The sequence below is a fragment of the Sphingomonas azotifigens NBRC 15497 genome, assembly GCF_002091475.1.
GTDB lineage: Bacteria > Pseudomonadota > Alphaproteobacteria > Sphingomonadales > Sphingomonadaceae > Sphingomonas > Sphingomonas azotifigens.
The window spans coordinates 1-20,335 of sequence record NZ_BCTR01000035.1; the positions used below are offsets into that span (position 1 = coordinate 1).

At 67.7% G+C, this 20,335-nt stretch carries 24 protein-coding genes; 10 read left to right on the forward strand and 14 right to left on the reverse strand.

Features of this window, described 5'->3' with window-relative positions; genetic code table 11:
* Nucleotides 1-139: 139 nt before the first annotated feature.
* On the reverse strand, nt 140-1,981 hold the full coding sequence (typA, locus tag SAZ01S_RS13170; RefSeq protein ID WP_084582732.1) for a translational GTPase TypA: 1,842 nt from the start codon (nt 1,979-1,981) through the stop codon (nt 140-142).
* Nucleotides 1,982-2,170: 189 nt separating this feature from the next.
* Here typA and SAZ01S_RS13175 point away from each other — a divergent pair, with 189 nt between their 5' ends.
* Nucleotides 2,171-3,376 carry a toxic anion resistance protein gene (locus tag SAZ01S_RS13175; RefSeq protein WP_084582733.1) on the forward strand — a complete coding sequence of 402 codons (1,206 nt, stop codon included), beginning with the start codon at nt 2,171-2,173 and terminating at the stop codon, nt 3,374-3,376.
* 6 nt (nt 3,377-3,382) lie between these two features.
* Entirely contained in the window at nt 3,383-4,093 is a 711-nt protein-coding gene (locus tag SAZ01S_RS13180; protein WP_084582734.1) for an HAD family hydrolase, read from the forward strand.
* A gap of 4 nt (nt 4,094-4,097) precedes the next feature.
* On the opposite strand, the gene SAZ01S_RS13185 is transcribed toward SAZ01S_RS13180, so the two are convergent.
* Nucleotides 4,098-4,283, reverse strand: coding sequence for a hypothetical protein (locus SAZ01S_RS13185; protein WP_084582735.1), 186 nt, complete (start codon nt 4,281-4,283; stop codon nt 4,098-4,100).
* A 144-nt stretch (nt 4,284-4,427) separates the two neighbouring features.
* Between SAZ01S_RS13185 and SAZ01S_RS13190 the strand changes: the two genes are divergently transcribed.
* Nucleotides 4,428-4,799 carry a response regulator gene (locus tag SAZ01S_RS13190; RefSeq protein WP_167693156.1) on the forward strand — a complete coding sequence of 124 codons (372 nt, stop codon included), beginning with the start codon at nt 4,428-4,430 and terminating at the stop codon, nt 4,797-4,799.
* A gap of 246 nt (nt 4,800-5,045) precedes the next feature.
* On the opposite strand, the gene SAZ01S_RS13195 is transcribed toward SAZ01S_RS13190, so the two are convergent.
* From SAZ01S_RS13195 to SAZ01S_RS13205, 3 genes are all read right to left on the reverse strand, one after another.
* Nucleotides 5,046-5,987: a cation diffusion facilitator family transporter gene (locus SAZ01S_RS13195; protein WP_084582736.1), complete on the reverse strand. Its 942-nt coding sequence runs from the start codon at nt 5,985-5,987 to the stop codon at nt 5,046-5,048.
* Between the two features lie 11 nt (nt 5,988-5,998).
* Nucleotides 5,999-6,379, reverse strand: a complete 381-nt coding sequence (locus SAZ01S_RS13200; protein ID WP_084582737.1) for a hypothetical protein — start codon at nt 6,377-6,379, stop codon at nt 5,999-6,001.
* Between the two features lie 133 nt (nt 6,380-6,512).
* The gene (locus tag SAZ01S_RS13205; RefSeq protein WP_084582738.1) at nt 6,513-7,280 is read right to left on the reverse strand and encodes a Bax inhibitor-1/YccA family protein; all 768 of its coding nucleotides are present in this window, start codon (nt 7,278-7,280) and stop codon (nt 6,513-6,515) included.
* A gap of 161 nt (nt 7,281-7,441) precedes the next feature.
* On the opposite strand from SAZ01S_RS13205, the gene thpR reads away from it, so the two are divergent.
* Entirely contained in the window at nt 7,442-7,978 is a 537-nt protein-coding gene (gene thpR, locus SAZ01S_RS13210) for an RNA 2',3'-cyclic phosphodiesterase (RefSeq protein ID WP_084582739.1), read from the forward strand.
* Here thpR and SAZ01S_RS13215 read toward each other — a convergent pair.
* Nucleotides 7,960-8,487, reverse strand: a complete 528-nt coding sequence (locus tag SAZ01S_RS13215; protein WP_245824843.1) for a TetR/AcrR family transcriptional regulator — start codon at nt 8,485-8,487, stop codon at nt 7,960-7,962. The two genes, thpR and SAZ01S_RS13215, sit on opposite strands and share 19 nt — an antisense overlap.
* A gap of 86 nt (nt 8,488-8,573) precedes the next feature.
* On the opposite strand from SAZ01S_RS13215, the gene SAZ01S_RS13220 reads away from it, so the two are divergent.
* Nucleotides 8,574-9,044, forward strand: a complete 471-nt coding sequence (locus SAZ01S_RS13220) for a monooxygenase family protein (protein ID WP_084582741.1) — start codon at nt 8,574-8,576, stop codon at nt 9,042-9,044.
* Nucleotides 9,045-9,053: 9 nt separating this feature from the next.
* Here the strand turns inward: SAZ01S_RS13220 and SAZ01S_RS13225 are convergent, their stop codons facing one another.
* The 4 genes from SAZ01S_RS13225 to SAZ01S_RS13240 all read right to left on the reverse strand — a co-directional run bounded on the left by SAZ01S_RS13225 (nt 9,054) and on the right by SAZ01S_RS13240 (nt 12,890).
* On the reverse strand, nt 9,054-10,445 hold the full coding sequence (locus SAZ01S_RS13225) for a methyl-accepting chemotaxis protein (protein WP_084582742.1): 1,392 nt from the start codon (nt 10,443-10,445) through the stop codon (nt 9,054-9,056).
* 172 nt (nt 10,446-10,617) lie between these two features.
* Nucleotides 10,618-11,745, reverse strand: a complete 1,128-nt coding sequence (locus tag SAZ01S_RS13230; protein WP_084582743.1) for a zinc-binding dehydrogenase — start codon at nt 11,743-11,745, stop codon at nt 10,618-10,620.
* Nucleotides 11,746-11,767: 22 nt separating this feature from the next.
* Nucleotides 11,768-12,238 (reverse strand): low molecular weight protein-tyrosine-phosphatase, encoded by a 471-nt coding sequence (locus SAZ01S_RS13235; protein ID WP_084582744.1) that lies wholly within the window; start codon nt 12,236-12,238, stop codon nt 11,768-11,770.
* A gap of 115 nt (nt 12,239-12,353) precedes the next feature.
* A complete protein-coding gene (locus SAZ01S_RS13240; RefSeq protein WP_084582745.1) occupies nt 12,354-12,890 on the reverse strand; it encodes a superoxide dismutase family protein in 537 nt (178 codons plus the stop codon).
* 225 nt (nt 12,891-13,115) lie between these two features.
* On the opposite strand from SAZ01S_RS13240, the gene SAZ01S_RS13245 reads away from it, so the two are divergent.
* The 5 genes from SAZ01S_RS13245 (at nt 13,116) to SAZ01S_RS13260 (ending at nt 16,270) form a co-directional block, all read left to right on the forward strand.
* Complete coding sequence (locus tag SAZ01S_RS13245) at nt 13,116-13,781, forward strand: DUF4893 domain-containing protein (protein ID WP_084582746.1); 666 nt, start codon at nt 13,116-13,118, stop codon at nt 13,779-13,781.
* A 184-nt stretch (nt 13,782-13,965) separates the two neighbouring features.
* Nucleotides 13,966-14,604 (forward strand): outer membrane protein, encoded by a 639-nt coding sequence (locus SAZ01S_RS13250; RefSeq protein ID WP_084582747.1) that lies wholly within the window; start codon nt 13,966-13,968, stop codon nt 14,602-14,604.
* Between the two features lie 92 nt (nt 14,605-14,696).
* Nucleotides 14,697-15,113: a globin domain-containing protein gene (locus SAZ01S_RS13255; RefSeq protein WP_084582748.1), complete on the forward strand. Its 417-nt coding sequence runs from the start codon at nt 14,697-14,699 to the stop codon at nt 15,111-15,113.
* Nucleotides 15,114-15,170: 57 nt separating this feature from the next.
* Nucleotides 15,171-15,401: a hypothetical protein gene (locus SAZ01S_RS23675; RefSeq protein ID WP_139810070.1), complete on the forward strand. Its 231-nt coding sequence runs from the start codon at nt 15,171-15,173 to the stop codon at nt 15,399-15,401.
* Nucleotides 15,402-15,658: 257 nt separating this feature from the next.
* Nucleotides 15,659-16,270: a helix-hairpin-helix domain-containing protein gene (locus tag SAZ01S_RS13260; RefSeq protein ID WP_139810071.1), complete on the forward strand. Its 612-nt coding sequence runs from the start codon at nt 15,659-15,661 to the stop codon at nt 16,268-16,270.
* Between the two features lie 27 nt (nt 16,271-16,297).
* Here SAZ01S_RS13260 and SAZ01S_RS13265 read toward each other — a convergent pair whose 3' ends face one another.
* Genes SAZ01S_RS13265 through SAZ01S_RS13280 form a run of 4 tightly spaced genes read right to left on the reverse strand, consistent with a single transcriptional unit; the run spans nt 16,298 to nt 20,249 of the window.
* Nucleotides 16,298-17,611, reverse strand: coding sequence for an amidohydrolase (locus tag SAZ01S_RS13265; RefSeq protein WP_084582749.1), 1,314 nt, complete (start codon nt 17,609-17,611; stop codon nt 16,298-16,300).
* Nucleotides 17,612-17,663: 52 nt separating this feature from the next.
* Nucleotides 17,664-18,290, reverse strand: a complete 627-nt coding sequence (locus SAZ01S_RS13270; protein ID WP_084582750.1) for a DUF4893 domain-containing protein — start codon at nt 18,288-18,290, stop codon at nt 17,664-17,666.
* Complete coding sequence (locus SAZ01S_RS13275; RefSeq protein WP_084582831.1) at nt 18,287-19,072, reverse strand: 3-hydroxybutyrate dehydrogenase; 786 nt, start codon at nt 19,070-19,072, stop codon at nt 18,287-18,289. The genes SAZ01S_RS13270 and SAZ01S_RS13275 overlap by 4 nt, the downstream gene beginning before the upstream one ends.
* A 25-nt stretch (nt 19,073-19,097) precedes the next feature.
* Nucleotides 19,098-20,249, reverse strand: coding sequence for a patatin-like phospholipase family protein (locus SAZ01S_RS13280; RefSeq protein WP_084582751.1), 1,152 nt, complete (start codon nt 20,247-20,249; stop codon nt 19,098-19,100).
* Between the last annotated feature and the right edge of the window lie 86 nt (nt 20,250-20,335).

Here is a 20,335-nt window from a genome sequence, read left to right on the forward strand (position 1 = left end):
TCCACCACGCCGCTGGCGCGGCGCGGTCCCCCTCCCCCGCTTCGCGGGAGAGGAAATGCTCTGGTGGGAAATGCCGCCTGAAAAGAAAAAGCCCCCGCCGTTACCGGCAGGGGCCCTTTCTTCACCGTAGCAGCGTCGCTTACGCGGCCGACTTCGCCCGGCTCTGGCGCTTGCGCTCGTTCGGATCGAGGAAGCGCTTGCGCAGGCGGATGTTCTTCGGGGTCACTTCCACCATCTCGTCGTCGTCGATGTACGCGATGGCCTGTTCCAGCGTCATCTTCTTCGGCGGAGTCAGGCGGATCGCGTCGTCCTTGCCGCCCGAGGCGCGGAAGTTGGTCAGCTGCTTCGCCTTCATCGGGTTGACCTCGAGGTCTTCCGTCTTGGCGTTCTCGCCGATGATCATGCCCTCGTACAGGGCCTCACCGTGACCGACGAACAGGATGCCGCGCTCTTCGAGCGGACCCAGCGCATAGCCCTGGGCTTCGCCGGCGCCGTTGGAGATCAGCACGCCGTTCTTGCGGCCTTCGATCTTGCCCTTGTACGGCCCATACTTCTCGAACAGCCGGTTCATGATGCCGGTGCCGCGGGTGTCCGACAGGAACTCGCCGTGATAGCCGATCAGGCCGCGCGACGGCGCCGAGAAGGTGATGCGGGTCTTGCCGCCACCGCTCGGACGCATGTCGGTCATCTCGGCCTTGCGCTGGTTCATCTTGTCGACGACCGTGCCCGAGAATTCCTCGTCCACGTCGATCACGACGGTCTCGTACGGCTCTTCACGGCCGTTCTCGCCGTCGCGGAACAGCACGCGCGGACGGCTGATGCCGAGCTCGAAGCCCTCGCGGCGCATCGTCTCGATCAGCACGCCCAGCTGAAGCTCGCCGCGGCCGGCGACTTCGAAGCTGTCCTTCTCGTCGCTCTCGGTGATCTTGATCGCGACGTTCGATTCCGCCTCGCGGAACAGGCGGTCGCGGATCATGCGGCTGGTCACCTTGCTGCCCTCGCGGCCCGCCATCGGCGAGTCGTTGACCGCGAAGCGCATCGACAGCGTCGGCGGATCGATCGGCTGCGCCTGGAGCGGCACGCTGACCGAGGTGTCGGCGATGGTGTTCGACACGGTGGCGACGGCAAGGCCGGCGAGGCTGATGATGTCGCCCGCCTTGGCTTCTTCCACCGGCACGCGCTCGAGCCCGCGGAACGACATGATCTTCGAGGCGCGACCGGTCTCGATGATGTTGCCGTCGTTATCCAGCGCGTGGATCGCCTGGTTCATGCGCACCGTGCCGCTCTCGACGCGGCCGGTGAGGATGCGGCCGAGGAAGTTGTCGCGGTCGAGCAGCGTCACCAGGAACTTGAACTCGGCGTCCGGGTCCACCTGGGGCGGCGGCACATGGTCGACGATCTTCTGGAACAGCGGGGTCAGCGTGCCCTCGCGCGCTTCGGGATCGTCCGAGGCATAGCCGTTGCGGCCCGAGGCGTAGAGCACCGGGAAGTCGAGCTGCTCGTCGGTCGCTTCCAGCGTCACGAACAGGTCGAACACTTCGTCGAGCACTTCCTGCACGCGCGAATCGGCACGGTCGATCTTGTTGACGACCACGATCGGGCGCAGGCCCAGCTTCAGCGCCTTGCCGGTGACGAACTTGGTCTGCGGCATCGCGCCTTCGGACGAATCGACCAGCAGGATCACGCCGTCGACCATGCTCAAGATGCGCTCCACCTCGCCGCCGAAGTCGGCGTGGCCGGGCGTGTCGACGATGTTGATGCGGATGCTGTTCTCTTCCGTGCCGTCGGGCGACCAGTCGACCGAGGTCGGCTTGGCGAGAATCGTGATCCCCCGCTCCTTTTCGAGGTCGTTCGAGTCCATCGCACGCTCTTCGACGCGCTGGTTGTCGCGGAAGGTGCCGGACTGGCGGAAGAGCTGGTCGACGAGGGTGGTCTTGCCATGGTCGACGTGTGCGATGATCGCCACGTTACGGAGGTTCATGCGATTTCCTGATTGGCGCGGAAGCGCGCGTACGGGCGGGCCCATAGCGGAAATGGTGCGTCGCGGGAAGGCCCCTGCTACAAACGGCATTCCCGTTGAAACACATAGTGCCATAGCCATATACCACACTTGCGGGATACGTGCTTCGCCTGCATGGTTATCCCTACGGAGTTGGAGAGAGAAGCAACGATGGCGACTGTGACCGAAACCGCAGAACAGGGTCTGGTGCTCACGCCCCCGGATCCCGTCCCCGCCGTGGCGCCCGAAAAGGCCGCCGGGCTGGTGCCGGTCGAAGACACCAAGAAGAGCGAGCTCGACAAGCGCGTCGACGGCTTCATCGACGATCTGATCGCGCAGGACGTGAATTCGCCCGAATTCGGCAAGCGCGTCGATGCGATCGCCGCTATGGGCCAGAAGGAAATCCGCGATGCCGCCGGCCAGTCCAACCGCTTCCTCGATCGCCCGGTGCGCGCGATGGGCAATGACAGCGGCGTCGGCGCCGACCTGCTCGCGCTGCGCAAGACGGTGGAAGACCTCGATCCCTCGCGCAACGGCAAGCTGATCGGCGGCAAGGACGGCTTCCTCTCGAAGATCTTCGGCGGCGGCGCGCTGACCAACTATTTCCGCAAATACCAGTCGTCGCAGAGCCACATCAACGGCATCCTCAAGAGCCTCGCCAACGGCAAGGACGAGCTGCTGCAGGACAATGCCGCGATCGCCACCGAGCGCGCCAATCTGTGGAACGCGATGGGTCGCCTCGAGCAGATGATCTATCTCTCCAAGGCGATGGACGCGAAGCTGGAGGACAAGGCCAACGAGCTGGATCACACCGATCCCGCCAAGGCCAAGGCGATCCGCGAGACCGCGCTCTTCTATGTCCGCCAGCGCACCCAGGACCTGCTGACGCAGATGGCGGTGACGGTGCAGGGCTATCTCGCGCTCGATCTGGTCAAGAAGAACAATGTCGAGCTGATCAAGGGCGTCGACCGCGCCTCGACCACCACCGTTTCGGCGCTACGTACCGCGGTGACCGTCGCGCAGGCGCTGAACAACCAGAAGCTGGTGCTCGACCAGATCACCGCGCTCAACACCACGACCGCCAACCTGATCGAATCGACCGGCCAGCTGCTCAAGAGCCAGACCGCCGCGATCCACGAACAGGCGGCGAGCTCGACCATCCCGGTCGAAACGCTGCAGCGCGCCTTCCAGAACATCTACGACACGATGGATGCGATCGACACCTTCAAGCTCAAGGCGCTCGACAGCATGAAGACGACGGTCAACACGCTGTCGAACGAAGTCGAAAAGTCGAAGGGCTATATCGCGCGCGCCGAGGGGGCCGAGCAGAACCGGCTGAGCGGCCCGGCGGACGGTTTCAAGCTGGAGGCGATGTAAGCCGCGATGCCGAGTGACGTGGACCGCCTGCTCGCCCGCGGCGAGGAACTGATCGAGCGTTCGCGCGCCCGCACCGAAGGCGCGCTCGCCACCCGCACCCGCAAGCGGCGCGAGGCGGAGATCCTCGCGCGGCTGGGCCGGATCGCGGCGGCGGATGCGGTGATCGTCATCGCCGCGATCGTCATCGGCATGTTCATGCCGCTCGGCATGTTCGGCGCGCTGGCGGTGATGGCGCTGCTGATTCTCGCCACCCTGCTGTTCGCTTCGCTGCCGGTGACCAGCGCACCGCGCGTCGAGCAGCTGGTGCAGGTGCCGCTCAAGGCGCTGCCGTCCACTACCGAACGCTGGCTGGAGACGCAGCGGCTGGCGCTGCCGGCCCCGGCGCGCACGCTGGTCGACTCGATCGGGGTGAAGCTGGAGACGCTGGCGCCGCAGCTCGCCCGGCTGGACGAGTCCTCCCCCGCCGCCAACGAAGTCCGCAAGCTGATCGGCGAGCAGCTGCCCGAGCTGGTCAAGGGCTATGGCCGCGTGCCGGAGCCGCTCCGCACCGTACCGCGCAACGGCATGACGCCCGACCAGCAGCTGGCGCAAGGGCTGCAGGTGATCGACGAGGAAATCGCCGAAATGACCGCACAGCTGGCGCAGGGCGATCTCGACGCGCTGGCGACGCGCGGCAACTTCCTGCAGATCAAGTACAAGGACGACGAGCTGGGCTAAGCCCTCAGAACAGCGCGAGCACGTAGCGGATCAGGTCGGCGATCCCGCTCGCGCTGACCGGCAGCAGCAGCAGGACCAGCGCGTAGACCAGAAACATCCGCGTCAGGAATCGCTCGCGCCGTCCGGGCGGTGCCGGGACGGGCGGACGCGGCTCGGGCCGCGGCCAGACGCGATTCTCGTCGAAGAACATCGAGGGCGAAGGTGCCGCATGCGCGGTCCGCCCGCAACCGCCCCTTGGGCCAGCCGAGCGCGCGATCGGACCGGACGACCCTAGGAGATTTGCGTAGAGACCGCGCCGCCGCGCCATGGCAGGCGAAGCGATCAGGCTTGCTCGATGACCAGCGCACTCCCCGCCGAACGCCCCAGCGTGTTGCTCGTCGAAGACGATGACGGGGTGCGTCGGTCGACCCAGTTGCTCCTCCACGGCCATGGCTATCATGTCCGCGCGCATAGCGTCGCCGCCGCCTCGCTTGCCGATCCCACCGCGCTGGCCGCAACCTATCTGGTCGCCGATTACTGCTTGCCCGACGGCGACGGCATCCAGTTGCTGCGCGACCTGCAGGCACGCGGCTGGACCGGCCGCGCTGTGCTGATGACCGGCTATCCGAGCCCGGGCCTCTCGGCCGAAGCCGCGGCGACCGGCTATGCCGCGCTGCTCGAGAAGCCGCTGCGCACCTATGAGCTGCTCGACGCGCTGGACGCGTGAGGCTGACGACTGCTTCCCGGCCGACGGGAGGGCTATCGGATGTAGCCACCCTGTCGCGTCATCCCCGCGGAAGCGAAGGATCCATTGGCGCTGATGCGGCGGTTCTTTCCCCAAGCGTCCTGGCAAATGGATTCTCGCCTTCGCGGGAATGACGGCAGTCGTTGAGGCGCCCGCACCCACGAGTTCTCGGCACATCGGGGAATGGGCGCCGTTCAATCCTCCCCCGGCCAGGGGGAGGGTACGTCGCTAGATCACCACCTCGGCGTCCGCGCGCTTCTCGGGGCGGATGTAGATCGAGCTCAGCTGGGGCAGCGCTGCCTTGAGCCGCGCCTCGATCCGCTCGATCAGCGTCTCGGCCTCGCCCATCGCCAGCGCGTCGTCGAAATCGGCGCTGATCGCCACGAACACCTTGTCCGGCGCGGTGTGGATGGTGCGGACATGGTTGACGCCGGTGATGCGCGGCTCGGCCTCCAGCATCGCGCGGACCTGGGCGATCAGGTCCGGATTGGCGCGCTCGCCGATCAGCAGGCCCTTGGCCTCGCGGGCGAGCAGCGTCGCGACCGCCGCCAGGATCAGCCCGATCGCGATCGAGGCGGCGCCGTCGATCCGCGGATCCTGCCAGGCATGGCTGGCCCACACGCCCAGGCCCGCGACGATCAGTCCGGCAAGCGCCGCCGAGTCCTCGAACAGCACGATGAACCCGGCGGGATCCTTCGATTCGCGGATGGCCTTCCACCAGCCGCAGTCGCCCTTGCTTGCGCGGAACTCGCGGATGGCGATCACCCAGCTGGTCCCCTCCATCGCGGTGGCGATGCCGAGCACGACATAGTTGACCAGCGGATCGCGCAGCGGCTCCGGATCGAGGATGTGGAGATAGCCTTCGTACACCGACACACCGGCGCCCAGCCCGAAGATCAGGATCGCGACAACGAAGGCCCAGAAATAGAGTTCGCGGCCATAGCCGAAGGGGTGTTCGGCATCGGGCGGCCGATTGGCGCGCCGCTGGCCGTAGAGCAGCAGGATCTGGTTGAGGCTGTCGACCAGGCTATGGACGCCCTCGGTGAGCATCGAGGACGACGCGGTAATCGCCGCCGCGACGAACTTCGCGACGGCGATTCCGATGTTTGCGGCCAGCGCCGCGTAGAGCACGATATTGGCGCGCCAGCCCGACGCGGGAGACGCGGCCATCCGTGCCTGCCTCAGTCGAGGCCGAGCTTGTGCAGCGCCTTGTCGACCAGACCGCGGTCGGGCTTGTCCTCGGCCTCGGCATGCTGCGCATCGGCAGGCGCCGCCTCGGCTCGGGCGGCTTCGGCCTGCGCATCATAGCCGGAGCTTTCCGGGATCTGATGGTTGTGGATCGGCTGGGTCGAGGCGGGCGGGTCCGAGGCGTCCATCGACTCGTCGAGTGCGCGATCGAGCCGCGCGTCCTTGCTCGCCGGATCGCGCGCGAGCCGCTCCTCGATCGAAGCATCGGTGCCGGCATCGGCGGAATGGGCCGGGCCCTTGTTTTCGTCGTCAGCCTGCGGGTCCGGTGCGACCGACATCCGGTCCATCGCGGGGTCGAGGGGATTGCTGGTCATGCTGCACTCTCCTGAGCGTTACCCCGATTAAACGGACATGGCGGGATTCGCGTTCCGTCCCTGCAGGCGGGCGCAAAACAAAAGGCCCGGCGGATCGCTCCACCGGGCCCTTGCTTGCCGTGTTCCGCGAAGATCAGTCGCGCGAGCTGCCGAACAGGCGCAGCAGGAACAGGAACATGTTGATGAAGTCGAGATAGAGGTTCAGCGCCCCCATGATCGCGACCTTGCCCTGCTCGCGGGTGCCCGCGACATAGCTGTAGATGCTCTTGATCTTCTGCGTGTCATAGGCGGTGAGGCCAGCGAAGATCAGCACGCCGACGGCGCTGATCACCAGGCTCATCATGCTCGACTGCAGAAAGAGGTTGACGACCGACGCGACGAGCAGCCCCACCAGACCAATGATCAGGAAGGTGCCGAAGCCCGACAGATCCTTCTTGGTGGTGTAGCCATAGAGGCTCAGCGCGCCGAAGCCGGCGGCGGTGCCGAAGAACACCTGCGCGATCGACATGTCGGTATAGGTGACGAAGATCGTCGAGAGCGACGCGCCCAGCAGACCGGCATAGGCGAAGAACAGCGCCTTCAGCGTGCCTTCGGACATGCGGTTCTGGCCGAAGCTCATCGCGAACACGATCGCCAGCGGCGAGATCATCACGACCCAGCCGAGCAGCGTCGGCTGCAGCGACAGGCCGCGGCTGGTTTCCACCACCTGGAACAGCACGCGCTGCAGCGCATCGACCTTGCCGAAGGCAAGCGCGACGATGCCGGTCAGCAGCACGCCGGACAGCATGTAGTTGTAGACCGACAGCATGTACGACCGGAGCCCCGCGTCATGCGCCGCGGCGCGTGCACTCACGGTCGCGAAGGGCGACTCGTTCGTGCGGGGATCGGACCAGTTAGCCATTCGAAAAACTCCTTTGACCGGCGCAATGCCGGATGCGGTGAATATCGGCCTCGGCACAGGGGTTTTCAAGCAAAACCGGGCGCAGCAACGTTTCGATACACAGTGTACCCACACTTCTCGTTCGCTTTGAACAAGCTAGCGCGTCCGCTAGAACTGCCGTGATGCATCGTCTGTTCGTCGGCTTCCGCCCGCCCCCTGCGATTCGCGCACGACTGCTCGCGCTTGCCGGCGGCGTGCCCGGCGCGCGCTGGCAAAGCGACGACCAGCTCCACTGCACGCTGCGCTATATCGGCGAGGTCGATCGGCCGCTGGCGGAGGATATCGCGATCGCGCTGGGCAATGTCCGCTTCGCGCCGTTCGAGCTCGCACTCGCCGGGGTCGGCACCTTCGATACGCGCGGCCGCCCCAACGCGCTCTGGGCAGGGTTGCGCCCGCACGAGACCGTCACCCAGCTCCATCACAAGATCGACCAGGCGCTGGTGCGGACGGGCCTCGCCCCCGAAGGCCGCGCCTATCTGCCGCACGTCACGCTGGCGCGGATGAGCGCGGCGGCGGGCGCCACCGACCCGTTCTGCGAGACGCATGCCGGCCTGGCCAGCGCGCCGTTCCCCGTCGACCATTTCCTGCTGTACGAAAGCCACCTCGGCCGCGAGGGCGCGAGCTACGAGGCAATAGAGCGTTACAAGCTGCTGGGCTGAGCGCGCGCAATCCCGTCCGCCACCAGCGCCATCGCGGCGGTGACGACGTCGTCTTCGGCCGGCACCTTGCCGTCGAGCGCCAAGGTCGACAGGCCGTGCACCACGCCCCAGGCAGCGAGCGTCGCCGGCCCGGCATCGCCGCCTGCCAGGCTGGCGACACGCCGGGTCAGGATCGCGAACGCCTCGCCATATTCCTTGGGCGCGACCGTGCAGCCCGGGTTGCCGCCGAACATCAGCCGGAACATCGCCGGATGTCCTTGCGCGAACCGGAAATAGGCAAGGCCCTGCGCGACCAGCGCCGCCTTGGCCGGCGTGGCGCGATCCGCCTCGGTCAGCACCGCGGCGAGTTTGGCGAACCCCGCCTCCGCCACCGCGCCCAGCAGCGCCGCCTTGTCGGGAAAGTGCCGATAGGGCGCCATCGCCGACACGCCCGTCGCCTTGGCGAGCGCGCGCAGCGTCACCCCGCCCTCGCCCTGCTCGTCCAGAAGCACGGTCGCCGCGTCGATCAATCGTGCCCGTAATCCTTCTGCCGGTTCCATCTTGTTTACACCGTAAACTTGTCCTACTGTGTACAGTGTAAACAAGGAGACTCGCCATGCAAGCCAATACGCTCCGCGAGACGGTCGATCTCGCTGCATATCCCGAACTGATCGTGGTGATTCTGGGGTTCAAGCTGCGCCGCTGGCGCGCGCTCCCCGCGATGATGCGGATCGGCAGGGGGCTCACCGACATCAAGAAGAACCCGCCCGACGGGCTGCTTGCGGAGGATGGCATGCTGTTCGGCTGGAACCATGTCGGCTTCCGCCAATATTGGCGCGACCTGCCGAGTCTGGAGGCGTTCACCCGCAGCGCGCCGCACAGCCTTTGGTGGCGCGATTTCCTGAAGGACCCGCAGGGTGCAGGATTCTGGCACGAAGCCTATAGCGCACGCGGGATCGAGGCGGTGTACGTCAACCTGCCCGGCCAGCGGCTTGGCCTCGGCATGTTCGCGCCGATCGCCAAGCCGGTGGGCACGCTGATGTCGACCCGGCAGCGCCTCCATGCCCATGCGGGCACGGAGGGCTGAACCGCATTCTCAGAACGTCGCCCAGTCGCCGTCCGCCATGGCGGGCGCGGCTGCCGGCGCGGCGGCGCGGGATCCGCCCGAGGCACGCTTGTTGGCGATGGCGGGCCGACGCAGCGGCAGGCTCATCCGCGCATTGTGCCCCTCGTCGACAGTGAAGGCCTGTGCCTGGCGCTTCAGCGCCTCGACTTCGCCGCTCAGGTTGCGCGCCGCCGCCGAGGTTTCCTCGACCATCGCGGCGTTCTGCTGCGTCGCCTGGTCCATCACCGTGATCGCGGTGCTGATCTCGCCGATCGACGAAGCCTGGGCCTGGTTGGCGGTCGCCATGCTGCCGAGCAGGTCGTGCACCTCGCGCACATCGGTGGCGATCGCAGCGAAGGCATCGTCGACGCGCTGGACCATGCCGACCGCGGCGGTCACATCGGCCTGGGTCGTGGTGAGCTGGTCACGGGCGCGGCCCGCTTCCTCTTCGGCACGCATCGCCAGCGCGGAAACGAGATCGGCGACCACCGCGAAGCCGCGGCCGGCCTCGCCGGCACGGCCGGCCTCGACCGCGGCGTTCATCGCCAGCACGCGAGTCTGGAAGGCGATCTTGTCGAGCCCCTCGATCACATCGTCGATGCCCTTGGCGCTTTCGGAGACGCGGCTCATCGCCGACACCGCCTGATCGGCAACGTCACGACCGGCCTGGACCGAACTGATCGCCCCGTCGGCGCGCGCCACGGTCTTTCCGGCGTCGTTGGCGGTGGCGCGCAGGCGCTGGTCGATCTCGCTGATCGAGTGCACGGTCTCCTGCAGGCTCGCCGCGGCGCTTTCGGTGCGACGCGACAGATCCTCGGACGCGCTGGCGATCTCGCTCGATCCGGTGCTGATCGTCTCGGCGGACAGGGTGACCGAGCGCACCAGTTCGCGCAGCGCGGCCAGCGCCTCGTTGAAATTCGTCTTGAGCACAGCATTGGCGCCGGGGAAATCGGCGGTGACGTCCGCGGTCAGGTCGCCCTTGGCGAGCCGCTCGAGCGACTGACCGAGCACCTGCACCACTTCCGCCTGCTGTTCGGCAGCGGCGCGCTGCGCGACGGCGGCATCGCGGAACACCAGCATCCCGCGCGAGATGCGGCCGACGCAATCCTCATAGTCGGTGTGGGCGATCGGTGCCGTCAGGTCCCCGGCAGCAAGCCCTTCCATGCGCACCACGGTGGCGACATAGGGATCGGCGATCATCCGGGTGAACATGCGGGTGGCGCCGAACGCCACGGCGATCACCGCCACGTTCAGGCCCAGCATCACCCAATGCGGCAAGAGGAGGTTGAGCACGGCAAGCAGCGCCATGATCCCGATCATCGCGCCGAAGGCGACCTTCAGCTTTTCGCGAATTGGCGCCTTCACCTCGAACCAGTGCAGCATTCGTCATCCCTCAACAATTGCCGCATCGGTAGCGACCCGCTCCGGTGCGGCTTCAGGCCCACCCGAGTGCATTGTAGGAAGCAAATGGTTCGTCAGGTCCATTTTGACGCATATTGGAAACAATTTGCATCATTGCGCTCCCGTATTGACACAAGCGCGCCGCTATCCGCGGTCAGCCGAGCCCTGGATCGATCAGGAACTTCTCGCCGGTCGCCTTGCGCTCATAGGCGCGCACCACCTCCGGTTGCAGGGCTTCGGCAAGCCCGATGGTGCGGGTGTAGCGACTCGCGAAGGTGGTGGTCAGCTCCGCCAGCACGCGCTGGCGCATCGCGGCGAGCGTCTCCATCCCCGCCTTGCGGAAGAAGGGCAGCAGCAGCCATCCCGAGACGCTCCACTGGAAGCCGAAGGCCAGGCGGTTGAGCGTGGTCGGCGCAAGGTCGAGCGCGCCATAGATGTACAGCTGCTTGAACTGATCGGATCCATAGCGGCTATATTCCGCCATGGTGCGTACCGCGGCGGCTTCCATCGCCTGGACGATGTCGCTGCCCAGCGAACCGCCGCCGATCGCATCGAAGGCGAGCGTCGCGCCGGTCTCGGCGATCGCGTCGGTGAGCTTCGCGCGGAAATCGGCGTCCTGACTGTTGAGCACATGGGTGGCGCCGATCTCCTTCAGGATCACCGCCTGCGCCTCGGAGCGGACGATGTTGACCAGCGGCACGCCGTCGGCGAGGCAGATCTTCTGCAGCATCTGGCCGAGGTTCGACGCCGCCGCGGTATGCACGATCGCGCTGTGCCCCTCGCGCCGCATCGTCTCGACAAAGGCCAGCGCGGTCATCGGATTGACGAAGATCGCCGCCCCGTCCGCCGCCGCGGTACCTTCCGGCAGTTCCACCACGTCGCGCGCCTTGAGCAGGCGATAGTCCGCGAACATCGCGCCGCCGATCGCCGCCACGCGCTTGCCGATCAGCTGCGCCGCGTCCGCACCCGCGGCAACCACCGTGCCGGCGCCTTCGTTGCCGACCGGCATCGACCGGCCGAGCCGCGCCTTCATGCTGCCGAGCCGGGCCTGGGGCACATCGAACACCACCGCCGGGTTCTCCGCCGCGCCTTCGGTCCGCAGCGTATCGATCTGCGCCGGCCCGAGCAGCAGGCCGAGATCGCTGGGGTTGATCGGCGCCGCCTCGATGCGGACGAGTACCTCGTCCGGCGCCGGATCGGCATAGGTCACCTGTTCCAGCGACAGGCGCAGCGTACCGTCCTCGCTGAGCGTCGAGCGCAGTTCGCGTCCAGTGCATGCCATCGGGCCTCTCCTCCTTGTTCGTTCAACGGGTTTGTACGAGTTCTTCCACCAGCCGGTCGGCCGCGGCGCGCACTTCGTCCCAGGTGCGGTCAAAGCCTTCCGGGCCGCCATAATAGGGGTCGTCCACCGCCCGGCCTTCCCAGCCTGGCACCACGTCGAGCAGCAGCCGCAGCCGCGCCCGGCTGCCCGCCGGTGCGATCCGCCGCAGATCGGCGAGGTTCTGCGAATCGAGCGCGAGGATATGGTCGAACCGCGCGAAGTCGCTCCGCGCCACCTGCCGCGCGCGCAGCCCGCGGATGTCGATGCCGTGCTTCGCCGCCACGGCGATCGAGCGGCGGTCGGGCGCCTCGCCGGCGTGCCAGCCGCCGGTCCCGGCGGAATCGGCGAACGCGGCGACCCCGGCCGCCCGCGCCGCCGCCCGGAACGCCGCCTCGGCCAGCGGCGAGCGACAGATATTGCCCAAGCAAACGAACAGGAATGCCGGCTCGGCCATGGTCCCCTTGCCCTCTGGTATTGGCTACGCCCTGCCGGCCCCGCTGGCAACGGCAGGCGCGCAGGGCCTTAGCGTCTGTTTGGAAATGCGCCGCAGCGCATTTTCAAACAGGCTCTCAGACGGTCTGGAACACGCCGCAGGCAATGCGGCCGCCGCTGTTGCCGGCCGGATCGGTCTTGTAATCATCCTCGCCGGCATGGACGACCAGCGCCGCGCCGTCCTGATCCATCAGCTGGTCGAAGGTGCCGCCGGGCAGGGTGAAGCTCACATGGCCATGGCCCTTCTCGTCGACCTTCATGTTGGGCAGGTCGCCGGCATGGGGGCCCATCGGGTTTTCCTTGCCATGCTTGGTCGCGCCCGGGTTCCAATGACCGCCGGCGCTGGCGAAGTCCGGCGGGGTGCAGGTGCCGGTGTTATGGACATGCACGCCGTGCGGCCCGGGCGAGATGCCGTTCACATCGACCAGCACGCGAATCGATCCTTCGATCTGCTCGGCGACGGCGGTGCCGACGATCTTGCCGGCGGCATCGTGCAGCTCGGCCTGGGCGCGGAAGTGGCCGGCCATGTAGCGCTCGTTCTGCGCCCTGGTTGCGCAGCCGCCCAGCAGCAATCCGATCATCGCTGCACCTGCGCCGATTCCCCAAGCGTTCATTCCACGTCTCCAGCCAATCCTTGCCTATCCGTAATGGCGCTTCGCGCGGGTGGTTCCAAGGGGGCATGCCGGTGCGGGTCCCATCCGCTTACAGGCAAAGACCATCCGTTCACCGCATTCCCGCCCAACCCACCGCAGCTTTCACTTTTCGTTAACCTTCGTTTACGATCCTCAACAAAGGGCCATCGCGGCTGCGCGCGGCCTTGCGATCACAGGGGATCCACCATGTTCCGGCGCGTCTGCACGATGCTCGCCTTGTCCATGCTCGGCGCCTGCCAGACCGGCGGGGCAGGCAAGGGCGTACAGCCGATGGCCATCGTCGAGCCGGCGCCGCCGCCGCCGCTCTGGCGAACCCGGATCGCCGATTCCGACCTGCCCCGGCTCGAAAACCTGCCGGCCAGCTGGCGCCAGCTCTACGGCACGGTGCGCGCGCCGGTGCGCAAGCTGCAGGGCGCCGTGCTCGATCCCGATGCCGGCCAGCCGCACCCGGCGCTGCCGCCCGGCTCCTATCGCTGCCGTACGCTCCACCTGAAGCCCGGCCCCGCCGGCCGCGCGCTGGTGCAGCCCAGCCCCACCGGCTTCTGCTACATCTCCGCCGCGAACGAGCAGGAAGAAGATGCGCCGCTCGGCCTCGCCAAACAGACCGGGACCGATATCGTCGCCGGCTATGTGTTCCCGGACGGCAAGCGCTACGTCTTCCTGGGCGCCCGCCAGGCCAAGGCGGGTGCGAACGACCTCGGCTATGGCAATGGCGGAGCGCGTGACGTGGTCGGCATGGTCGAGCGGTTCGGCCCGTTCCGCTGGCGGCTGGCGGTTCCGGGCGCGGTGCCCGGCAGCGTCGACCTCTACGAATTGACCCCAGTGCCGGTGGAAGGCCAGCCCAAGGGATAAGCGCAAACGTTCGTTCATCGCGGCGACAGAAACCGTTGCCGCATTGCAACACACGCCGGCGAATGCTTCGCGGCGATGCAACCCTGCGCATCGTCCGCGCATTCTCCGCCCATCTTCGCCCGCCCGCCCTTCGCTGCCGGCCGATGCGAGGATGTGTGTTTCACCAGCGTAGAGGTTTTCCCCCATGCGTACGATCATCGCCGTCGCGGCAGCTGCTGCCGCGCTTCCCTTCGCCGTCCCCGCTTTCGCCCAGGACACCGGCACCACCGGCGCCGGCACGATGGCAACCACCACCGCCGCGCAGGACGATACGCCGCGCTCGCCCGACGGCTCCAAGGCCTTCGGCATCGAGCCCTATGTCGGCGTGCTCGGCGGCTGGGAACGCTTCGACCGCCAGGAAAATGCCGGCATCCCGGTGCTGCCCAACAAGTATCGCCTCGACGGTGCGATGGTGCAGGGCGTGGTCGGCGTGAACGTGCCGCTCGGCCCGGTCTTCGTCGGTGCCGAGGGTAACGTCGCCAAGGGCGTGAGCGGCGACATCGATTGGGAATATGGCGCCGCCGGCCGCTTCGGCCTCCGCGCCGGCGATAGCGGCCTGATCTACGGCAAGGTCGGCTATCAGTGGGTCAATTTCGACAAGGTGCCCACCGCCAACCGCGATTATCACGCGGTCACCTACGGCGTCGGCGTCGAGGTCGGCCCGAAGGACATCGGTCTGGGCGGCATCACTGGCCGCAGCGGGCTGCGCCTGCGGCTCGAGATGAACACGTTCAACGACGCGAAGAGCTTCCGCCCAATGGCGGGTGTGATCGCGCACTTCTGATCCGCGGCGCCGCCCGCTCCCGCCACGGAGCGGGCGGCACCCGTTGATCCGCGTCAACGCCGCCCCGCCGATTTTGGGCTAAGGGCGGCGCCATGCCCGAATCGTCCCTGCCCTTCGACCGCGTCGGCGGCGAAGAGTCCGTCCGCGCCATCGTCGACCGCTTCTACGACCTGGTCGAGCAGGACCCCGCTTATGCGGCGCTCCATGCGATGCACCAGCCGGACCTGAGCGCGCTCCGCCATTCGCTCACCCGCTTCCTGGTTGCCTGGCTCGGCGGCCCGCGCGACTGGTTCGAGCAGCGGCCGGGCATGTGCATCATGGGCTTCCACCGCCAGCTGCGGGTCACCGCGCAAACCGCGGCGCAATGGGCGCACGCGATGGACCGCGCGATCGCCGCCGATCCCGGCATCGAGCCCGAAACCGCCCGCCAAATGAGCGAAGCGCTCCACCGCATGTGCCGCGCCATGGCGGTGCAGGCGCGCACCGCCGCCGAGGCAGTGACGACTTGATCCGCTTTGGAGGGGGTTGCTGCCAAATCGACCGCCCGATCGGGTAAGAACCGGGAAGTGACCAAACCGCCCGCGCCCGCCGCCACTTCTCAGGTCGAGATCGCTTGCGAACATTGCGGCCATCTGGGGGTGATGCGCGAGGCCTGGGCGGAATGGAGTGTCGCCAAACAGGGTTGGGTGTTGAGTCAGACGTTCGATTTTGCGTTCTGTATGCACTGCCATCGGCCGACCCGGATCGTCACTCGGGCGGTCGCCGATGTTCCCCCCAAGCCAATGGGGTCGCATTGAACCGGAGCGCACGGGAATCCCCCCGCCCGTGCGCTCCGTAGCGCGCAAGCGCGGTAAGCCGGGCTGTCTGGAGGCCGCCTCGACAGCCCGGCTACTCCCCGCCGTCGCCACGCCAGCGGGCTTCGCCCCGTCACGCGGAGAGCCGCGGGGGCTTGTCCGTGCGCCTCGGTATACCGCCTCGTCACCGCCAGCGACTGGACGCCGCCGTATCCGGCGCTAAGGGAAGGCAGGCAACCAAAGGCCTGGGAGCGGCGAGCATGAACGATCAGATGTCCCAAAGCTATGGCGCCGTGGCCGCCACCAGCGAGACCGGCTGGCTGACCACGTCGTTCGTGCTGATCGGACTGGGCGTCGCGCTCGCACTGTTCGTGCTGATCTGGGGCACGCGGCTCGCGGCGCGGCGGCGCCAGGCGCGCGCCGAACTGGCGGAGCGCGGCGAGTTGCAGGTCGCCGATGCGCCCGAACCGCTGGCGACGCTGACGCCGCCGCCCGCCACCGTGGAGGCGCCGGCGCCGGCGGCCGAACCCAGCCGCCTCGACGACGAGCCGATCGCCGCCGCCACGCCGACCGCCGCGCCATCGGCGGCGCTGGCCGCCGACACCAATGCGGCCCCGCCTGCGCCTTCCGCCGATGCCGACGACCTCACCCGGCTCAAGGGCGTAGGGCCGAAACTCGCCGCGCGGCTGAACGAGCTGGGGATCACCCGCTTCGCCCAACTCGCCGCGCTCGAGCCAGCCGCCGCGCAGGCGCTCGACGCCCAGCTCGGCAATTTCCAGGGCCGGATGACGCGCGACCGCTGGATCGAACAGGCGCGGTTCCTCGCCGCGAACGACATTGCCGGCTATGAGGCGGTGTTCGGCAAGCTCTGATCGCGCCGGGTCCCGCCCGGCCGCAGATCAGCGCTTCAGGATATCGAGCGCCGCCGCCGTCAGCGCCTCGGTCGCGGTGCTGACCACCGCCTCGGCATCGGGTGCCCATTCGGCGCTGTGCAGCGAGGGGAGCACGGCCTTGCCGCCCTGCGCCGCCTCCCATTTCGCCTGGGGCACGCCGCCGACCCAGAAGATCGTGCTCTGGATGCTCTGGTCGGCCAGCCAGTAGCGGCTGAAATCCTCGCCGCCCATGACCGGCTTGGTCTCCACCACCCGGTCCTTGCCGAACCGCGCGTTGAACAGCGTCTGCAACCGCCCGGCGAGCGGTTGAGTGTTGAAGGTGGCGGGGGTATATTCGTCCTTCACCGTCACCACCGGCATCCGGTCTTCGGGCACGCCCGCCGCGATCGCCTCGCCGCGCGCGATCCGGGCGATGCCGTCGAGCAGTTGCTTGCGCGATTCGGGGGTGAAGCTGCGCACCGTCAGCAGCATCGTCACGTCGTTGCCGATGATGTTGTGCTTCGATCCCCCATGGATCGCGCCCACCGTCACCACCGCCGGCTGCTGCGGGTCCATTTCGCGGCTCACCAGCGTCTGCAGCGTGGTGACGATCCGCGCGGCGAGCACGATCGGGTCCTTGGTGGTCTGCGGATAGGCGCCGTGCCCGCCGACGCCCTTTACCACCAGATCGACCGAGTCGACATTGGCCAGCGCATAGCCCGGCGTGATGCCGATCTGCCCGGCCGGCAGGGCGGCATTGTCGTGGAAGGCGATTGCATAGGCAGGCTTGGGAAAGCGCGTGAACAAGCCGTCGTCTAGCATGTGCTTGGCGCCGAGCCCCCGCTCCTCGGCGGGCTGGGCGATCATCACCACCGTGCCGTGCCACTTGTCCTTCATCGCCGCCAGGTTGCGCAGCGTGCCGATCCAGCTGGCCATGTGGGTGTCGTGCCCGCAGGCATGCATCACCCCGCTCTCGAGGCCCTCGTCGGTGGTCGCGCGCACCTTGGAGGCGAAGGGCAGGCCGGTATTCTCGACCACCGGCAGCCCGTCCATGTCGGTGCGGATCAGCAACACCGGGCCGGGCCCGTTGCGCAGCACCGCGACGACGCCGGTGCCGCCCACCTTCTCGGTCACGTCATACCCGGCCGCGCGCGCGATCGCGGCCAGCTTGGCGGCGGTCTGCACCTCGTGCAGGCTGAGTTCGGGATGGGCGTGGAGGTCCCGGTAGAGCGCCATCAGCGTCGGCATCGCCTTGGCCGTGGCATCGCGCACCGGGTCGGCGGCGACGGCGGCAGGCGTGCCGAGGCTCATCGCCCCGGCCAGCAACAACGTCGTGAACATGCGGCCCCCTTGTCGATCATCGGGCGGAGTGTCACGCCTGCCCGCGCGCCTGTCAAACCGCGGGGGCGATCTCGATCACGTCCAGCTTCGATTCGAACGCGGGATAGGGAAGCACCAGCCGCCAGCGCTGTTCGCCGATCCGCTCGCCATAGCCGATCAGGTCGCGCTTGTTGTCGAGGCCATAGCGGAGCGGCGCGCTGTCGTCCCCCACCTCCAGCGTGCCCAGGAACACGCTGCGCGCCTTCACGTCAGGAAAGAAGTTGCCGTCGATCCGCTGCACGCCGCCCTCGATGCGCAGGTGGCGGACCTCGCCGTCCGCGATCATCGCGCAGGGGCGCCAGTCATAGCGTACGATCGCGCTGACCGCCGTGCCGCCGCCGCCCAGCTTGACGGTGCGGCAGCGATAGGCGCCGGCCGGCGGCATCGCATCGGCCAGCGCCCGATCGGGATCGAACAGCGCGGGATCGCCGTCGATCCCCGCCGCATCGGCGGCGCGGGCGAGCGGCAGCGCCTCGCTCCACGCCTTGCGCCAGTTGCGCAGCTTGGTGCGATCGATATCGGTCGCCACCCGGCGCCAGTTGAGGCTGGTATCCATCACCGGCGACGACGACTCGCGGTAGACGCTGCAGCCACCCAGCGCCGCCCCCACCCCCAACGCAACCAACAACCGCAGCATCATTCGGCGACCCAGCCGCCATCGATCGAATAGTTCGACCCGGTGATCTGCGCCGCCTCGTCGCGGCACAGGAACACGGCCAGCGCCGCCACCTGCTCCGGCAGCACGAATTCCTTGGTCGGCTGCGCATCGAGCAGCACGTCGTTAATTACCTGCTCGCGCGTCATGTTCCGCGTCTTCATCGTGTCCGGAATCTGGTTCTCGACCAGCGGCGTCCAGACATAGCCCGGCGAGATGCAATTCACCGTGATGCCATAGGTCGCCGTCTCCAGCGCGGCGGTCTTGGTGAGGCCGGTCAGGCCGTGCTTGGCGGCGACATAGGCCGACTTGTTCGGGCTCGCCACCAGGCTGTGGGCGCTCGCGGTGGAGATGATCCGGCCCCATTTGCGCGCCTTCATGCCAGGGATTGCCGCGCGCATCAGGTGGAAGGTGGAGCTGAGGTTGATCGCGAGGATCGCGTCCCACTTCTCCAGCGGGAATTCGTCGATCGGCGCGACGTGCTGGATGCCGGCGTTCGAGATGACGATGTCGACCGCGCCGAATTCGCTCTCCGCACGTGCGATCATCGCCGCGATCTGCTCGGGCTTGGTCATGTCGGCGGCGTCGTACAGCGCCTCGCCGCCGCTCGTCTCCGCGAGCGCCGCGCGCTCCTTCTCGATCGCCGCCGCGTCGCCAAAGCCGTTGATCAGCACGTTGGCGCCCTCAGCCGCCAACGCCTTCGCATAGGCCAGGCCGATGCCCGAGGTGGAACCGGTGACGACCGCGGACTTGCCCTTGAGGAACATCGGCATACTCCTGTAACGCTGGTTTTTAACGCTGGGTGAGATCGAAGGCGGCGGTGTTGCCGTCGAGAATGTTCTGCGCGATCAGGCGCGAATTGGCCATGGTTTCCGCAACCGCCGAGCGGCCGGCCTCCCAATGCTCGTGCATCGTCCGCGTCGAGAATTCGAAGTCCCGCGACCCCCCCTCCCACGCATTGGCGCGGTAGATCAGCTGGACGATGTTGACCGGATATTCGGTCACCAGTTCGCGTACCGCCTGCACCTCGGGTTCGTCGGCGATATGCTCCGGCAGCCGGTCGAGCAGGCGGCGGACCTTCTCGCGCGCGTTGCGCAGCCGCAGCCGCTCGTCGGAAATCGCACGGGTGCGGCTGGAGAAGCGGATTTCCTTCTCGCGCCCCATCACGTCGGTCATCGTGCGCGGCAAGTCGTTGGCGGCGGGGAACAGATCGACCTGGAAGACGAGCATCTCGGCCTCCTGCCGATCAAGGACATGGGTCAGCGGGGTATTGGAGACGAGTCCCCCGTCCCAATACCAGCAGCCATCGATCTCGACCGGCGGCAGCCCCGGGGGCAACGCACCAGACGCCATGATGTGCCGCGCGTCGATGCGTTCGTCGCGCGTATCGAAATAGCGGAAATTGCCGCTCTGCAGGTTGACCGCCCCCACCGACAGACGCACCGGCCCGGTGTTGAGCAGGTCCCAGTCGATCATCTGATCGAGGGTCTCGCGCAGCGGCGTGGTATCGTAGAAGCTCAGCGCCTCGGGCGTGCCCGGCGTGGCGAAGGCCGGTGGGATCGGCCGGGGGCTGAAAAAGCCCGGCACTCCGCCGAACATGACCGCGCTGGCGGCCCAGGCATGGGTGATCTCGCGGGCATGGTCGCTCATCGGCGGCAGAAATTCCGGCAGCGCCGAGGTTACCTTGTCCCAGAAGCCATGGATCGCCTCCAGCCGCTTTTCGGGCGGATTGCCGGCGAACAGCGCGGCGTTCACCGCGCCGATCGAGATTCCCGCCACCCAGTCGACCTCGATGCCGGTGACGGCGAGTTCCTCGATCACCCCGCCCTGAAAGCTGCCCAGCGCGCCCCCTCCCTGCAGCACCAGTGCGACGGTGTCTGGCAGCGGCATGCCTGGTGCGGCATGGCGGCGACGACGATGCGGGAGAGACTCTCTGTCGGCCATGCTACCGGTTTGGCCCATTCGATGCTGCAGAGCAATACGAGGCACCGTTAGCATCGACACTAACCCGTTAGGCGCGCGGTTTAGGA

Coding starts and splice junctions, on each gene's coding strand:
- typA (WP_084582732.1), bottom strand. CDS start 1,981: ATGAACCTCCGTAACGTGGCGATCATCGCACACGTCGACCATGGCAAG.
- SAZ01S_RS13175 (WP_084582733.1), top strand. CDS start 2,171: ATGGCGACTGTGACCGAAACCGCAGAACAGGGTCTGGTGCTCACGCCC.
- SAZ01S_RS13180 (WP_084582734.1), top strand. CDS start 3,383: ATGCCGAGTGACGTGGACCGCCTGCTCGCCCGCGGCGAGGAACTGATC.
- SAZ01S_RS13185 (WP_084582735.1), bottom strand. CDS start 4,283: ATGTTCTTCGACGAGAATCGCGTCTGGCCGCGGCCCGAGCCGCGTCCG.
- SAZ01S_RS13190 (WP_167693156.1), top strand. CDS start 4,428: ATGACCAGCGCACTCCCCGCCGAACGCCCCAGCGTGTTGCTCGTCGAA.
- SAZ01S_RS13195 (WP_084582736.1), bottom strand. CDS start 5,987: ATGGCCGCGTCTCCCGCGTCGGGCTGGCGCGCCAATATCGTGCTCTAC.
- SAZ01S_RS13200 (WP_084582737.1), bottom strand. CDS start 6,379: ATGACCAGCAATCCCCTCGACCCCGCGATGGACCGGATGTCGGTCGCA.
- SAZ01S_RS13205 (WP_084582738.1), bottom strand. CDS start 7,280: ATGGCTAACTGGTCCGATCCCCGCACGAACGAGTCGCCCTTCGCGACC.
- thpR (WP_084582739.1), top strand. CDS start 7,442: ATGCATCGTCTGTTCGTCGGCTTCCGCCCGCCCCCTGCGATTCGCGCA.
- SAZ01S_RS13220 (WP_084582741.1), top strand. CDS start 8,574: ATGCAAGCCAATACGCTCCGCGAGACGGTCGATCTCGCTGCATATCCC.
- SAZ01S_RS13225 (WP_084582742.1), bottom strand. CDS start 10,445: ATGCTGCACTGGTTCGAGGTGAAGGCGCCAATTCGCGAAAAGCTGAAG.
- SAZ01S_RS13230 (WP_084582743.1), bottom strand. CDS start 11,745: ATGGCATGCACTGGACGCGAACTGCGCTCGACGCTCAGCGAGGACGGT.
- SAZ01S_RS13235 (WP_084582744.1), bottom strand. CDS start 12,238: ATGGCCGAGCCGGCATTCCTGTTCGTTTGCTTGGGCAATATCTGTCGC.
- SAZ01S_RS13240 (WP_084582745.1), bottom strand. CDS start 12,890: ATGAACGCTTGGGGAATCGGCGCAGGTGCAGCGATGATCGGATTGCTG.
- SAZ01S_RS13245 (WP_084582746.1), top strand. CDS start 13,116: ATGTTCCGGCGCGTCTGCACGATGCTCGCCTTGTCCATGCTCGGCGCC.
- SAZ01S_RS13250 (WP_084582747.1), top strand. CDS start 13,966: ATGCGTACGATCATCGCCGTCGCGGCAGCTGCTGCCGCGCTTCCCTTC.
- SAZ01S_RS13255 (WP_084582748.1), top strand. CDS start 14,697: ATGCCCGAATCGTCCCTGCCCTTCGACCGCGTCGGCGGCGAAGAGTCC.
- SAZ01S_RS13260 (WP_139810071.1), top strand. CDS start 15,659: ATGAACGATCAGATGTCCCAAAGCTATGGCGCCGTGGCCGCCACCAGC.
- SAZ01S_RS13265 (WP_084582749.1), bottom strand. CDS start 17,611: ATGTTCACGACGTTGTTGCTGGCCGGGGCGATGAGCCTCGGCACGCCT.
- SAZ01S_RS13270 (WP_084582750.1), bottom strand. CDS start 18,290: ATGATGCTGCGGTTGTTGGTTGCGTTGGGGGTGGGGGCGGCGCTGGGT.
- SAZ01S_RS13275 (WP_084582831.1), bottom strand. CDS start 19,072: ATGTTCCTCAAGGGCAAGTCCGCGGTCGTCACCGGTTCCACCTCGGGC.
- SAZ01S_RS13280 (WP_084582751.1), bottom strand. CDS start 20,249: ATGGCCGACAGAGAGTCTCTCCCGCATCGTCGTCGCCGCCATGCCGCA.